Genomic DNA, 14545 nt, shown 5'->3' with positions numbered 1-14545 from the left:
TACGATCTCGGCCGTGCATACCACCCCGCTGGCTTCGATCGATATGGACGCGGTCTTCCCGCAGTTGCGTGCGTTTGCGCGGACGACCATCCGGCTGCATCCACGTAAGGGCTCGCCGTCGGTCGAGCAGAGCTCCGTGGGCGGGCCGCTGCTGTGGCCGGCGAACGAGCCCTGGCCAACCTGTGACGGTGAAGGTCTGGACGATCATCCCGCCGAGGCTGGGGTGCCACTCGTGCCGGTCCTGCAACTGCTCGCCGACGATGTGCCCGAGCTGCCATTCCCAGAGGGCTCGGACGTGCTGCAGGTGCTGTGGTGCCCCTTTGACCATGATCCCTGGAGTGCTCCGCTTCCGCGCTTGCGCTGGCGGCGACGATCAGCGATCGGACCCCGACTGGCGGCGATGCCCCCGCCACACGAGGACGCCGAAGCGTGGTATGTGCCCGACGCGTGCGTCGTCGATCCCGAGCGGGTGGTCGAGTACCCGTCGTACGACCTGCCGCGTGAGGTGCGGTCCCAGATCCAGCAAGCGGCGCGCCGGGTCGAGGCTGACCACGGCTGGGAGTACGACACCGACTTGGCGGTCGCCTCTGGGATCAAGGTCGGCGGCTACCCCGGCTGGACGCAGTCGCCTGACTGGCCGGTGTGCATGTGCGGGGTTCGGATGGAGCATCTGCTCACCATCGCCAGCTGGGAGTTCAGCCGGGGCGACGAGCGACGTTGGGTCCCGTTGGAGGACCGGCCGGCAATGATCGGCTGGGGCTTCGATAGCCCGGATGACCATCCGTGGCGGTCGCTTCAGAACCCGGCCGGATTGATGCTCGGCGACGCCGGCGGCGTCTACATCTTCGTCTGCACATCATGTCCAGCGCGTCCGCACGACCACCGATTCGACTGTTCCTGACCCGACAGGAGTCACCGACAGCGCCCGAACCGGCATCCGGATCTAGCCGCGAGGCGCGCTGTCATCAGGGTTCGGGCTAGCCGCCAGCGGAGTTCCCACGCGTCTTCGAATGTGGCTTGCGTGATGACGAATGGATTCCAGCCATCGTGAGGATCATCATCCAGGCTTGCCTGCCCCAGGCCACCGCACTGGTCTTCCTCATGTCCGGACCCGTACCGGAGAACCGGGCGGCGGGTTGCGGGCGGGATCGGCGGCTGACGGCGACGGAATGCCGTCGCGGGTGAGCGCCTCGGCGATGGCGAAGTAGCCGATGAGCGGATGGCTTGCTGCTACAGGTGCCCGGTGTCGTTGAAGCTGACCAGGGTGGGAGGCCGATCGGAATCCCATCGTGCGACGGTGATTCCGCAGTTGGCCTGGTTGAGGCCGATCCAACGCCAAACCGGGGCGTCGAGCATGTGACGCACGAACCAAGCGATCACGAAGTTGTGCGTGATCAGCAGTTCACACCGGTCCTCCGAGCCGACGGCACTGAAGTGCTCCACGGCGGCCCGCAGGGCGGTCGCGTCCTCGTCGCGCTCGTCGTCGGGCACGTCGTTAAGCCAGGCAAGCCACCGGTCGGGGTATTGCCCTCGCTGCGCCGAGGACGGCACCGGCGTTCGGTCTGCGGCGAAGTCGCAGGGGTGTCTCGGGACATGCGGCAGATGGCGTGCGATGACGTCGGCGGTCTGGGCCGCCCGGACCAGTGAGCTGTGGTGGATGGCTGAGAAATGCACCGCGCTCAGCCGCCGTCCGAGCCGGTCCGCCTGCACTCGACCGAGCTGCGAAAGACCTCCGTCAGGCGCGGTCGGATCCTGTTCGGCGTGGCGGACGAGGTAGAGCTGTGTACGAGCCATCGGCGCCATCTTCGCACAGCCGGTATCCTGCGGCGGCCATCGATGCGGCCTGCAAGATCAGGAGCGCTGATCTGACCGCGAACAGCATTCCGGGGTACGCGACGCGCCTGCGCGTTCCAACAGCTCGGCGGTCGCCTCCCACAGGCGTCGCTCCCGGCCGCGGTCGTGGGCGACTGGCTGGACCTCGGTCAGCTTGGTCTTCACCACGAACGCGCCGTCACGCAGGTGCGCCCAGTGACTGTCGAGGGCCATCGCGGCCAGTAGCGGCCCCGAGCGCCGCGGCGTCGAGACGCCGGGAAGCCGGCCCAGGGCGCGGCTCATCGCCTGGAGCGCCGCGGGGGCGCCCCGGCCCAGCGCGGTGCCGGGCATCCAGCCCGGCTCGAACACGGACACGTTGATCCCCGGGCCGGCGTGACGCTGCAGCTCATGGGCGTAGTAGAGGATCGCGAGCTTGGAGTTGGAGTAGGCGACGCCGGAGGCCTTCATGCCCGGCGTTCGCTCGCCACCGGCCGGGCGGGCGAGCTCGACGGGGTCGGCCCACTCGGCCTCGGCCACGTGCAGCACCCTGCGCCAGAAGTTGGCGTGGTAGGTGTTCGAGCCGATCAGCACGACCCGCGCCGGCGCGGTGAACGAGCTGAGCAGGTCGCCGATGAGCTGCGCGTGGGCGAGGTGGTTGACGGCGAAGGTCAGCTCGTAGCCGTCGGCCGAGACCCGCCGGGTGTCGGCTGACATGCTGCCGGCGTTGGCGACCAGCGCGCGCAGCGGACGGACGGCGCCGTCAGCAATCAGGCCGCGGGCGGTGACCGCAGCGGCACGGACGTCGGCCAGGCTCGCCAGGTCGCAGCCGATCTCGTGAACGCGGGCCCCGAGGGCACGAGTTTCGTCGGCGACCGCGGTCAGGTCGCGCCCGGCGCGGCCGACGAGCAGCAGGTCGGGTCGCTGCCCGTCCGGGCGGGCGGCCATGGCCAGCACGGCGTGGCGGCCCAAGTTGCGCGTGGGGCCGGTGATGAGGACGGTTCCGCCTTCGGTCATGGCTCCAGCCTCCGAGCACGACCGGGTCGCGGCCAGTCGTCCGGTTTTCGTAGGACTGCCAGGACCAGGACAACCGGTGCAGACTCGTGCAGCATCGACCGCATGGAAGCATGGGAGTTCGGCCGGACGGTGCGCCGCTGGCGCGACCGGGTGGCACCCGAGGCCGTCGGTGTCCCGGCAGGCCGGCGGCGCCGGGCCAGGGGGTTGCGCCGCGAAGAACTGGCCGCGCTCGCCGGCATCTCGGCCGACTACCTGACCCGCCTCGAGCAGGGACGCGCGAGGGCGCCGTCGACGCAGGTCGTGGAGTCGCTGGCCCGCGCGCTGCGCCTGGCCGACACCGACCGTGGCCTGCTCTACCGGCTGGCCGGGCACGCCGCGCCCGGCCCGGACGTCGTGCCGTCGCGGGTCACCCCGAGCGTGCAGCGGCTGCTCGACCGGCTGTCGGACACGCCGGTGGTCGTCTACGACGCCAGCTGGACGCTCGTGCTTGCCAACGCGCCGTACCACGCGCTCATGGGCGACACGACCACCTGGCACGGGCTGGAACGCAACGCCGTCTGGCGCAACGTCACCCGGCTGCCCTCGCGGGTCGTGCACACCCCGCGGGAACAGGCCGAACACGAGGCCCGGCTCGTGGCCGACCTGCGCCTCACCGCGTCGCGCTACCCCGCCGACCGCGCGCTGCGGCGCCTGGTCGCCGACCTGGCCGCCGGCAGCCCGCGGTTCGCCGAACTCTGGGACGCCGAAGCCCCGCCGTCCCTGCCCGACCCGTCCCGGCGCAAGACCATCGACCATCCGGCGGTCGGCCCGATCACCCTCGACTGCGACACGCTGCTAGTCGCCCTGGGCGACCTGCGCATCAGCGTCTACACCGCCGAGCCCGGCACCGAGGACGCCGACCGCCTGGCCCTCGCCGCCGTCCTCGGCACCCAGCCGCTACAGCTCTGAACACGAAGGTTCGGACGTGTTGGGTGACGCGCCGTCGGGGAGTCCGTCTGGGTTTCTGCCTAACGTCCCGCTCATGCCGCAAAACGCTCGTCGCCGACGGTGACTTCGGTGACGGCCGCCGGCACCCCGGACGTGCTGATGAGCGGATGCTCGACCATGGCGGCGAGCGTCCCGCTGGCTGCGTCGTGGGCACCCGGTCGGCTTTCGGACGCGGGGTTGGACGAGATCGCCTTGGCGGCCGTCGCTCGTGTGTCAGCCGGATCAGTCGCCGAGGAGCGCGTCGCCGCGCGGGGTGCGCATGTAGTAGACGAGACGCCCGGCTCGCTGCCGGGTGACCAGGCCGGCGGTCACGAGCCGCGCGAGGTGGGCCGAGACTCCGCTCGGGGTCAGTCCGGTGCGGCGGGCCAGCGACGTCGTGGTCGACGCGGTCGCCAGCTCGACCAGCAGGGCCGCGCGAGCCTGACCGATCACCGGGGCGAGCTCGGGCGCGGGTGAAGGGGCTTGCCACATCGAGCCCACGCCCCGCGTGGGATATCGCAGCACCGGAGCCCAGGGCTCGGACGCCTTGACGAAGACGTTCGGCCACGCGAACAGCGACGGTACGAGCACTAGGCCCCGGCCGCCGAGTTCGTAGTCCCGGTCCAGATTGGGCCGGTCGACCGACAGGACGTCGTCCGACCACGAGACCGCGGGATCGAGCTCGGGGAACATCCGGTGGGGGCCGGCGTCCGCCAGCCGCCGCGCCCGAAACATCACGTCGCCTTCCAGAATCCCCCGGATCCGCTCCCAGTACGGCGCCAGCGTCAGACCCCAGTAGGTCCGCATCTGGTTGACGATCAGCGGCAGGTTACGGCGCGGCGCGCGACGCAGGTCCGACAGTGAGGCCGGCAGCCGGTCGCCGTACACCGCCGCGAGTTCCTCGCGTACCACCGCCGCCGGCGTCTCCCGCACCGCGGCGAACTCCGCCTCGGGCTCGGCGACGGGTGAGAGCGGCGCCGGGGCCAGGAAGCCCGGCAGGTGCCGCTCCGGCGCGATGATCAGGTCCCGCAGCTCACGCAGCTGCGGGGAGGCCAGCACCGTGGCCCGGTGCCGGATCACCCACGGCAGGTGTACGGCGTGCGCACCGGGATCGCGCAGTACGCGCAGACTCGCCACAACCTCCCAGGCGGGAGAGATGGCGAACCTGACACTGGCGAGATCGGCCAGGGACAACGACATCTTCAGCATCAGACCGACCTCATGAGGATTCACCGTAGTCTGAATCGTTGGCGCCCGGCAGCGGCTGGCGCCGAAGGTTCGGCCATGTCGATCCAGCACGCCTCTCGTCGTGGGCACGACGCCGCGCCCGCCCTGCCCCGTGACTTCGCTCGTTACCTCGTCGCCGCCGTAGCCGCGAAATGGGGCTTCAACATCGCCAAGGTGGCCGTTCCGCTCGTCGCGATTACGTCGCTCGGCGCTGGCCCGGGCGCGGCGGGTGCGCTTGCCGCTGTCGGCACTGCCCCCTTTCTGCTGCTTGGGCTACCAGCGGGCGCGTGGCTCGACCGGGTTGCTCGTCGCCCGATCATGATCGCCATGGACCTGGCGCGGTTCGTGCTGATCGGCTCCGTACCAATCGCCGCCGCAGCTTCCGCTCTGACCATGACCCAACTCTGGGTGGTGGTGTTCCTCAACGGCGTCGCGACCGTCTTCTTCGACGTCGCGATGCAGAGCCACCTGCCGGACCTTGTCGGGCCTGGGAACCAGAGGCGCCTGGTCGCGGCCAACGGGCGGCTCGGCATCGTGGACCAGATGGCCTTGATCGGCGGCCCCGCGCTGGCCGGCTGGCTGATCGGCCTGTCGACTGCGGCGGCAGTTCTGGTCGCGACGGCACTGGGCTACTTGTGGTCGGCGCTGTGGATCCGCCGCGTCGAGCGGCCCGAGCCGCCCCGGGTCGGCGCCGTACGGCGCTCGCTAGTCGCCGAGGTACGGGAGGGCCTGTCGTTCGTCCGGCGCAACCACACCCTACGTGCGATCGCCGTCGCCGGCGCCCTCGTGAACTTCGCGACGGCAGGCACGGTCGCGATGCTGCCGCTGCTACTGGTTCAGCAACTGCACTGGTCGGAAAGCCAACTGGGCCTCTTCCTCGGTGCCGGTGGAGTCGGTGGCCTGCTCGGGGCCTTCTGCGGGGAGCGGTTGTCCAGGGTCCTCGGCGCCGGCCGATCGGTGCTTGCCATCGGGCTGGCCATCACCCCCGCCTCGCTCGTGCTGCCGCTCGTCGGTCAACCCGTTCCTGGGCTGGTCGCCGCGTCCGCGTGGGCACTGGTGATCTTCAAAGTCGGCTTCGACAGCGTGGTCCTGATGTCGTTCCGCCAGCACGTCACGCCGTCACGCCTCCTGGGACGCGTCAACGGCACCCTGCGCGTGATGTTCAGTGGCGCGCTCACACTCGGCGCGGCGACGGCGGCATTCGTCGGCGACTACGCCGGCCCGCGCGCGGCCACCGGGGTTGCCTGCGCCGCGCTCGCGTTCGTGTGGGTGCCGATCCTGCGCTCCCCGATGCGCCAGCAGACCCTCGACGCATCTTGAGAAGCGGCAGCTGCACCGGTGGCCGGTCCACCGGCCGGCGCCGGACCGACCGGCGCCGGCCCGGAGCAGCCAGCGGACCAGCCAGCCCCGCCGGTACGCCTTCCGGCGCAGCTGACCGTCGCCGAGGCCCGGGCGCGGTCCGCCGCACACGAGCGGACCGCGCCCGGGTTCAGTGGTCGGCGCAGCAGGGCGTCGGGTCGGGTACCTCGAACGGGGCCAGACCCCCCGTGTGGTGCGGCATGGTCATCAGCACCAACTCACCGTCGCGCCACTCGGGCCGGACGAAGTTCCGGGTGTCCAGCGGCGTGTCGGATCCGGCGGTTGCACCGCCGAGCACCACGATCCGCTCGATCGTGCTCGCCGCCAGCACCTCGCCGACGGTGAGCGTCCCGACCAGCCGGTCCACGCCCGGATAGCGCACGGCCCGGCCCGACCGGCGGGCCTCGTGTGCGGCCGCCGCCCGGTCCGCCGCGTCGCGCAGCTCCGGCGGGGTGGCCGGCAGCTCGGCCAACCGCTCGGTGGCCGCCGGCACGGCCACGCTGAGCGCCACGTGCGGGTACGGCGCGGCGACCAGGTGGGTGCAGGCCACCAGGTCCGGCAGGCCGAGCGACACGACGTACGCGGCCAGCCAGTGCTCCGCCTCGCGGACGGTCCGGTGGCCGAGGCTGAGGCCGAGGATCACTGCGGCAGGATCCAGATGGGGTTGGCGTAGAACCACAGGTCCTCCCACGGGTCCGCGGCGCCGGTGACGTCCAGCGCCGGGCCGAACGGGTCGACCGCCGCGCCCATGAGGCCGGGCTGGCTCCGCTTGCCGTCCGTACCCCGGACGCGCAGGTAGAACGGCTGGTCCACGCGGCCGAAGGAGTAGGTGAAGGAGACCTTGCCGGTGCCCTTGGCGACCTCGAAGGACTTCACCACCTTGGTGTTCGGGGCGGTGAAGGCGTCCCTGTCGGCGACCGGGCCGGTCACCCGGCCCGCGATCACGTCGACCCGGGCCAGCACCGGCACGAACTGCGACCAGTTCGGGATGTCCGCCAGGTCGATGTCGATCGTCACCTCGACGACCGTGCCGCGCTTGACCCGCAGCACACCACCCAGCGGCGTACCCGAGTCCCGGCGCCGGTCGCCCGCGACCCGGGCACGGACGTCGAGCGCCTTGATCAGGCCGCCGTGGTCCACCCAGACCCGCCCGGCGCGCAGACCGTCCATAACGGACCCGTAGCTGAACGAGCTCGCGCCCACGTGCGTACGGCTGTACTGGCCCGGCCAGTAGTCGCCGGCCGTGCTGAGCAGCGGGCCGTAAACCGGGTCGTCGTGCCTGCCGTTGAGGTCGAAGTTGCTGTCCGGCCCCCGCTGCGAGGTGTCCAGGTAGTTGACGTGCGAGTCGGAGTTGGCGCTGATCCACCAGGCCCGGCCCTCGGCGAGCAGGCTGTCCCAGAGGCCGCCGACGGTGGCGGTCATCCAGTCGAATCCGCCCCAGGTGCGGTAACTCTCCAGCGGGTAGCCGGGGAACGACGCCGCGGACGGGCTGTTGTCGTAGTAGCCGCGGTTGCGGCCGCCGCCCGGCAGACCGGCGGCCTGGTGGCCGGGGGCGCCCTCCATGCCGATCGCCACGCTGGGGTCGGCGTCCCGCCAGGCGCGGATCTCGTGCGGGGAGTCGATGCCACGACGGGCCGGGTGGTTGGCCAGGAAGAGCGCACCCTCGACGCGGCGCTTGCGGACCGCCTCGCCGAGGAACTTGATGCCGGCGATGGCGAGCGCCTCGTTGGCCGGGGCGGAGTCGCCCGCGTTCTTGACGCTGCCGTCGAAGGCGTTCTCGAACTCCTTGAGCACGGCCACCTCGTTGCGTCCCGGGTGGACGAAGACGGTGGCGTGCTCGGCGGCCGGAATGTTCCACTCCAGGCCCTGGTAGATCAGCAGGTCCTTGAGCTGGGCGCGGGCGGCGACGATGTCCGGGTTGACCTTCTCCACACCGATCTTGGCGTGGGCGGCGCTGCCGTGGTCGGTGACGACCATCCAGTCCAGCCCGTACGCCCGGGCGTGGCGAGCCTGGTCGACCACCCGGTACATCGCGTCCGAGCTGTACTGGGTGTGGATGTGGTGGTCACCGGCCAGCCATTGGAACTCGCCGGTGCGGCCGTGGTCGCCGCCGGGCCCGTGGTCGTGGCCCCCCGCGAAGGCCGGGGTGCCGCTCGCCAGCACGGTGGTGGCCGCGCCGGCGCCCAGCAGGCCCGCGCTGCGCAGGAAGCCGCGCCGGCTGAGGTCGCCGGGCGCCAGTTCCGCGTCCGGGACGGCGAGGTCCAGCGCCGGGCGTACGTCGCCGCCGGCTGCCGAGTCGTGATCGTGATCGTGATCGTGCGCGTGGCCGTGGCCCATGTGCTGCTCCAGTCGGATCAGGGAAAGTGGTCCGCCGGACAATCTCGCCGGGTCAAGGGAACAGCGCGTGTCACGTGCACGGCAGGTATGCGAACATGCGCCTCCGCGCATGTCTCGGTTCAGCCCAGGGGCGGGCGGAAGGTGCCGAGGAGGATGCTCGTCGTCAGGGCAGCTCCGCCAGCGTGGCGGCGCCGGCCACCAGCAGAGTGTCGGCGGTGGTAAACCGCTGACCGCGGGCCATCCCGGCACCCCTTCGGGCAGCCACCTTCACCGCCAACACGTCCGACCCGGCCGATCCCGCTTCAGCGGCAGCGGCAGCCCGGCCAACTCCCGTCACGGCGGCTCGACACCTGCACAGGGTGTCGAGCCGCCCGGCGTTGCCGGTTCAGGGGCGGACGCGGGTCATGGCGGACTCGTAGCCGCCGCCGGGCCAGGCCCACGCTCCGGTGGCGCTGGTGCCCTCCGCGTCGAAGGTCCCGCGATACCGCGCCGGCGAGCCCGGCTGGCCGAACCAGATGGTCAGCTCCCGGTCGTTCATCTCGTACACGTACTCCAGGATGTCTCCGGTACTGCCGAAGAAGTGCGATTTCAGCGTGCCGCTGTCGGCGTCGTACCCGATGTACTCGACGCCGGTGGTGGAACGGCCGTCTTGGATCAGGTCGACGTGCTGGACCAAGAAGTGACCGCCCGGCATCCACTCGTAGGTGACGGTGCCGTGGTGCCCGGGCCCGGACACGTGCCAGGTGCCGACCAGCACGTCGAGGGTCTTCAGGGTCGGGCGGGGGGTGTTGGCGGACGGGGCGCCGCCGAGGATCTCGTCGGTCATGGCCGTGGTTCCTTTCACCAGATTGGGTGGGTGAGCGGTCGGGGTGTCAGCGGGTGGGGGCGATGGGGCGGCGCAGCTGAGTGCGCCGGCTGTAGACGATGACGCCGGCGACCAGCAGGAACGCGGCTGGCATCGCGGGGTTCGCGCCGATCAGCAGGTTGGTGGCCACGGCCCCGAGCATGAGCCCGGTGAGGCCGAGGGCGGCCAGCGCAGCCAGCCGCGGAACCAGCAGGCCGATGGCAGCCGCCACCTCGCAGACGCCGACGAGGTAGCGCAGCCATTGCCCCACCCCGATGTCGGTGAACAGGTCGACCATTCGCGCGTCGCCGATGAGCTTGAGGACCCCGCCCGAGGCGAACTGCACGGCGAGGAACACCTGCAGTACCCATCGGGCGATCGATCCGGTGCGGCGCAGCGCGGTCGAGCGGCTGGCGGAACGGGTGGTGATGCTGGCGGTCATTGGGCTCTCCTCGTCGGATCATCGATGCTGTGCCCGAGACGTCGGAGCCGGCCACCGGTTCTCTACACGCCGGTCGAGATTTTTTGAAGATGTTTTCCGCCGCGGCGGAGGCCCACGGTCAGGGTTGTGCCACCGGCGTGGGCTTGGCGCGTGGAGAACACGCACCGCACCGGGTAGGCCCGCGACCGCCGGCCGGAGCCGACCGTTGTCATCTGGTATCAATGTCCGATCGAGCGAACGCGGAGGTGACGGTGAAGTACATGGTGATGACCTACGGCAGCCCGTCGGCCTGGGAAGCGCTGGCCGGTACCGGCCCGAACGCGATGTCACCCGCGGAGATCGCCGCCCACTTCGAAGCGATGCAGGCGCTGCAGAAGGAACTGGCCGCCACTGGCGAGCTGGTCACCGCCTTCGGGCTGTCCGAACCGGCATCCGCGCAGACGATCGACAACCACGGCGGCACGCCGGTGGTCTCCGACGGGCCCTACGCCGAAACCAAGGAGTTTCTGGCCGGGTTCGGCATCATCGACGTGGCGACCCACGAACGGGCGGTGGAGCTGGCAGCACGGTTCGCCGGCGTCGTGTCCACCCGCGTCGAACTGCGACCCGTGCACGGATGAGCGCTGACCTGCTGCGCGAACTGGCGCCTCAGGTCTTGGCAGCGGTGACGCGCCGCTATGGGCACTTCGACGAGGCCGAGGATGCCACTCAGGAAGCCCTGCTGGCCGCGACGACGCAATGGCCCGCCGAAGGCGTACCAGACAACCCGCGTGGCTGGCTGATCCGCGTCGCCTCCCGGCGCCTGATCGACCACCTGCGCAGCGAGCAGTCCCGCCTGCGCCGCGAGACGGCACTCGCGACGCAGACAACACCCGCCGACTGGCTGGCTCCGGCGGCCGACATCGGCGACACACCGTCCGATGACACCCTGACGCTGCTTCTCCTGTGCTGCCATCCCGCGCTCACCGCAGCCTCGCAGATCGCGCTGACCCTGCGAGCGGTGGGCGGGCTGACCACGGCGGAGATCGCCCACGCGTTGCTCGTGCCCGAAGCAACGCTGGCACAGCGAATCAGCCGCGCCAAGCAGCGCATCAAGGACGCCGGCGCCAGGTTCGAACCGCCCACCCCGGACGACTACGACGGTCGGTTGCGGGCGGTACTCCACGTTCTCTACCTCATCTTCAACGAAGGACACACCGCGAGCTCGGGTGCTGCCCTGCAGCGCACGGACCTGGCCACCGAGGCGATCCGGCTCGCCCGTACCCTCCACCAGGCCCGCACCGACGATGCCGAAGCCGCCGGCCTGCTCGCCCTGCTGCTACTCACCGATGCCCGCCGGGCGGCGCGCACCGGTCCCGCGGGTGAACTGGTGCCACTGGCAGAGCAGGACCGCAGCCGCTGGGATCGCCGCATGATCCACCAGGGCGTCATGCTGCTCACCGCCGCATTGGCACACCGCCGACCGGGCCCCTACCAGATCCAGGCGGCGATCGCCGCGGCGCACAACCAAGCCGCCCGCGCCGAGGACACTGACTGGCCGCACATCCTCAACCTGTACGAAATGCTCCAGCGTCTCGACGACAACCCCGTCGTCACCCTCAACCGTGCCGTCGCCACCGCCATGGTCTACGGACCCAAGGCCGGCCTGGCGCTGCTGGAAACGCTCGACTCCGATTCTCGGATGACGGGCAACCACCGCCTCGCCGCCGTACGAGCCCACCTGCTCCACCAAGCCGGTGATCACCAGGCAGCCGCCGCCCACTACCGCGCCGCCGCACAGCAGACGGCGAGCATCCCGGAACGCGAGTACCTGCTCCGACAGGCCCGACTCGCGTCCCGGTAACCCTTCACTTACTCGTCGAAGTTCTTATTTCGGACAACCTCGAGTTCATCGTTGATCGGCCGGGGCTGTCTCGGTAACGGTGTGTCCGGCGATTCTGGTTGTCGCGATCACCGCGGGGAAACGGTCCGGCTGCTCGGCCATGAAGACGGCCAAGGCGTTCCACGACACCGGCCGGTTGTTCCCGCAGCGGGCGTGGGTCGGAGCCTCGCCGCTGACGCCATCTCCACCTGGCTTCGCCTGGGCCGAGCCCCAGTGGCCCGGCGTTTCGGCCGCTGGTGCAACCCCTGGACCCGTAGACGCAGGAGATCTACCGGCAGAAAGTTGCGTGTACGTTCCGGCTCAAGCCGAAGCCCCCAACGTTGGCGCCGGCGGGCTGACGCGCCAACTGGTGACGTCGTGGGGCCGGTTGGGGTCAGCCCACGAGCGCGATGATGCCCGCGATGACGGCGACGGCCACGATCGTCGATGCGCTTCAGGGCCGGTGGGAAACAACTCAGCCGCATAGGTCTGACGCCGTTGTACGCCGCCTCCGCAACAGTGCCTGACTCTGCAACCGCCGCCCCGCTCACGCCGCCAGATGCCAACCCGTCGTCTGGTAGCCACCGCCGTGAGGTCGCATATGCGTCTCCCTACGTGCGGCCAGCCGGGCTATCGTCGGGCTTGGACACCACCAGTCCCACGACGCGAGGAGGTGTCTCGTGGTCGGCGTAAGCGACGGGACGCGGCTGGTCGGGGGAGGTTCCCGATGACGTCCTCACGAACAAGCCTCAACCAATGAATTCCGTCCAGGTGTTGGTGGTCGGCGCGGGACCAACCGGCTTGGCTCTTGCCAGCCAGTTGATGGCCTTCGGCGCGCAGGTACGGTTGATAGATCGGGCCTGGGACCGGGCTCACGAATCTCGGGCGCTGGCGATCCAGCCCCGCACCCTTGAGGTGCTCAGAAATCTCGGTGTGACGGACAAGCTGGTAGCGGCCGGTAATCCTGCGATGCGAATGTCTCTGCATACGCACGGCAGGGAACGGTCAGTGCCGCTGTTCGACCTGGGCATGCAGGACACCGCGTACCCCTATCTGCTGTTTCTGTCGCAGGCGGAGACCGAGCGATTGCTCGGTCAGCACCTGAACGACGTCGGTGTCCATATCGAGCGCGGCGTCGAGCTGGTTGGCCTCGAGCGCGGTGTCGACGGCGCGGTAGCGTCCCTTCGACACGGCGACGGCCGGGAGGAGCACGTGACGGCCCGATACGTGGTGGGATGCGACGGCGCGCACAGCACCGTCCGTCACCTCGCAGGGATCGGGTTCGAGGGCGGCACCTATCCGCAGACTTTCGTGCTGGCCGACCTGGAGGCCGACAGCCTCGACGGGGGAGCCGCGCACGCGTTCCTGGCCGAGCGGGGAATGCTGTTCTTCTTCCCGCTTGGCCATCCGGCCAGCTGGCGGATGCTGCTGATGCGCCCGCCCGCCGACCCGACACCGTCGGATGCGCCGGTCACCCTCAACGAAATGCAGACACTGGCAGACTCCTACACCGGAGGACGCATACGCCTGCACGACCCGGTGTGGATGACGAACTTCCGGCTGCACCACCGCGCCGCCGCCCGCTACCGCGCCGGGCCGGTGTTCCTCGCCGGCGACGCCGCGCACATCCACAGCCCTGCCGGCGGGCAGGGCATGAACACCGGCGTCCAGGACGCGGTCAATCTCGGCTGGAAGATCGCCCACGCCCTACGTGGTGACAGCGACCCGGCGCTGCTGGATACCTACGAGCTGGAGCGGGCACCGGTCGGCCGGATGGTCCTGCGCTTCACCGACCGGGCGTTCACCATCGCCACCTCCACCAACCCGCTGGTCCGGCTCGCCCGTACCCGGGTCGCGCCCGCGCTGATCCCCGTCGTGATGGCACCACGGTTCGTGCGCTCCATCGCGTTCCGGACGATCTCGGAGCTGAGCATCACCTACCGGCACAGTCCGTTGTCAACGCAAGGCCACGGCGCGCCGCGCCGCGGGCCACGCCCGGGCGACCGGTTGCCCGATACCCCCCTGTCCAGCGACGGGCCGACGCTTCACCAACTCACGGCCGCCTCTGGCTGGCATCTGGTGCTGTGCGGGCCGCCACACGCCTGGCCTTCCTCCGCGACCGCCCAGCTGGACCGCTATGCGCTCACCGTGCACGGCCTGGGCGCACCCGACCCGACGGCGGCGGGGCAGTCAGCTGCTGCTCCAGCCATACGCCGGCTCGGCGTTACCAACGGGTCGGCTGCTCTCTACCTTGTCCGCCCAGACGGGCACATCGGGTACCGGTCGGGCGGTGACGACCTGAGCGGGCTGCTTGCCTACCTCGACCGATGGGTCGGGAGGCCGCCCGAGGCCTCGTAGGGCTCGCCCCACCTGGGTCACCACCATTCGGACGGCCGCGACAGCCGGCACACGACGGACTCGTGTGCCCGGCACCGGCCACTGCTGGCTGATCTGGCGCATGAGCAGCTGTCGCAGTAGGTGGTCCTCGAGCGGGTCTCGCTCGGCGTCGGGCAGCAGCCCGGCAAGTCATCGCTCACGGCGTGCACTGAAGCGGGACAGGTGGGCGGGTTCACAACATCGACTGCTCGGCGAGACCGGGGGTGGCGCCCTCGGCCATCTTGAGTCGGGTCCAGACGTTCATGTTGATGACGATCCCGATGATCTCGAGGATCTCCTCGTGCGA

13 protein-coding genes are annotated in these 14545 nt (G+C 70.5%); 6 read left to right on the top strand and 7 right to left on the bottom strand.

Translation table 11 applies throughout. From position 1 onward, the window contains the following. Positions 1-13 precede the first annotated feature (13 nt). On the top strand, positions 14-901 hold the full coding sequence (locus D7193_RS10955; RefSeq protein ID WP_206611880.1) for a YwqG family protein: 888 nt from the start codon (positions 14-16) through the stop codon (positions 899-901). Between the two features lie 329 nt (positions 902-1230). Here the strand turns inward: D7193_RS10955 and D7193_RS10945 are convergent, their stop codons facing one another. Next, the gene (locus D7193_RS10945) at positions 1231-1794 is read right to left on the bottom strand and encodes a histidine phosphatase family protein (protein WP_120780328.1); all 564 of its coding nucleotides are present in this window, start codon (positions 1792-1794) and stop codon (positions 1231-1233) included. A 57-nt stretch (positions 1795-1851) separates the two neighbouring features. Continuing rightward, entirely contained in the window at positions 1852-2826 is a 975-nt protein-coding gene (locus D7193_RS10940; protein WP_120779411.1) for an SDR family NAD(P)-dependent oxidoreductase, read from the bottom strand. 102 nt (positions 2827-2928) lie between these two features. Here D7193_RS10940 and D7193_RS10935 point away from each other — a divergent pair, with 102 nt between their 5' ends. Further along, positions 2929-3774: a helix-turn-helix transcriptional regulator gene (locus D7193_RS10935; protein ID WP_120779410.1), complete on the top strand. Its 846-nt coding sequence runs from the start codon at positions 2929-2931 to the stop codon at positions 3772-3774. A 261-nt stretch (positions 3775-4035) separates the two neighbouring features. Here D7193_RS10935 and D7193_RS10930 read toward each other — a convergent pair whose 3' ends face one another. Further along, entirely contained in the window at positions 4036-5001 is a 966-nt protein-coding gene (locus D7193_RS10930; protein WP_120779409.1) for a DUF5937 family protein, read from the bottom strand. A gap of 75 nt (positions 5002-5076) precedes the next feature. Between D7193_RS10930 and D7193_RS10925 the strand changes: the two genes are divergently transcribed. Further along, entirely contained in the window at positions 5077-6339 is a 1263-nt protein-coding gene (locus D7193_RS10925) for an MFS transporter (RefSeq protein ID WP_158674790.1), read from the top strand. A gap of 169 nt (positions 6340-6508) precedes the next feature. Here D7193_RS10925 and D7193_RS10920 read toward each other — a convergent pair whose 3' ends face one another. The 4 genes from D7193_RS10920 to D7193_RS10905 form a co-directional block, all read right to left on the bottom strand. Next, on the bottom strand, positions 6509-7021 hold the full coding sequence (locus D7193_RS10920) for a hypothetical protein (RefSeq protein WP_241562934.1): 513 nt from the start codon (positions 7019-7021) through the stop codon (positions 6509-6511). Next, positions 7018-8715 (bottom strand): PHP domain-containing protein, encoded by a 1698-nt coding sequence (locus D7193_RS10915; protein WP_120779407.1) that lies wholly within the window; start codon positions 8713-8715, stop codon positions 7018-7020. Before D7193_RS10915 ends, D7193_RS10920 begins: the two co-directional genes overlap by 4 nt. Before the next feature lie 385 nt (positions 8716-9100). Further along, positions 9101-9541 carry a DUF1579 family protein gene (locus tag D7193_RS10910; protein WP_120779406.1) on the bottom strand — a complete coding sequence of 147 codons (441 nt, stop codon included), beginning with the start codon at positions 9539-9541 and terminating at the stop codon, positions 9101-9103. A gap of 46 nt (positions 9542-9587) precedes the next feature. Further along, the gene (locus D7193_RS10905) at positions 9588-10001 is read right to left on the bottom strand and encodes a DoxX family protein (RefSeq protein WP_120779405.1); all 414 of its coding nucleotides are present in this window, start codon (positions 9999-10001) and stop codon (positions 9588-9590) included. A 29-nt stretch (positions 10002-10030) separates the two neighbouring features. On the opposite strand from D7193_RS10905, the gene D7193_RS34135 reads away from it, so the two are divergent. From D7193_RS34135 to D7193_RS10890, 3 genes are all read left to right on the top strand, one after another. Continuing rightward, positions 10031-10621, top strand: coding sequence for a YciI family protein (locus tag D7193_RS34135; protein WP_147434356.1), 591 nt, complete (start codon positions 10031-10033; stop codon positions 10619-10621). Beyond that, positions 10618-11844, top strand: coding sequence for an RNA polymerase sigma factor (locus tag D7193_RS10895; RefSeq protein WP_120779403.1), 1227 nt, complete (start codon positions 10618-10620; stop codon positions 11842-11844). The genes D7193_RS34135 and D7193_RS10895 overlap by 4 nt, the downstream gene beginning before the upstream one ends. Positions 11845-12618: 774 nt before the next feature. Further along, positions 12619-14220, top strand: coding sequence for an FAD-dependent monooxygenase (locus D7193_RS10890; RefSeq protein ID WP_120779402.1), 1602 nt, complete (start codon positions 12619-12621; stop codon positions 14218-14220). Positions 14221-14545 lie beyond the last annotated feature (325 nt).

It is taken from the genome of Micromonospora costi, assembly GCF_003626655.1.
Taxonomy (GTDB): domain Bacteria; phylum Actinomycetota; class Actinomycetes; order Mycobacteriales; family Micromonosporaceae; genus Micromonospora; species Micromonospora costi.
Note: the sequence above shows the minus strand (reverse complement) of the source record. Positions and strands in the feature narration are given on the sequence as shown.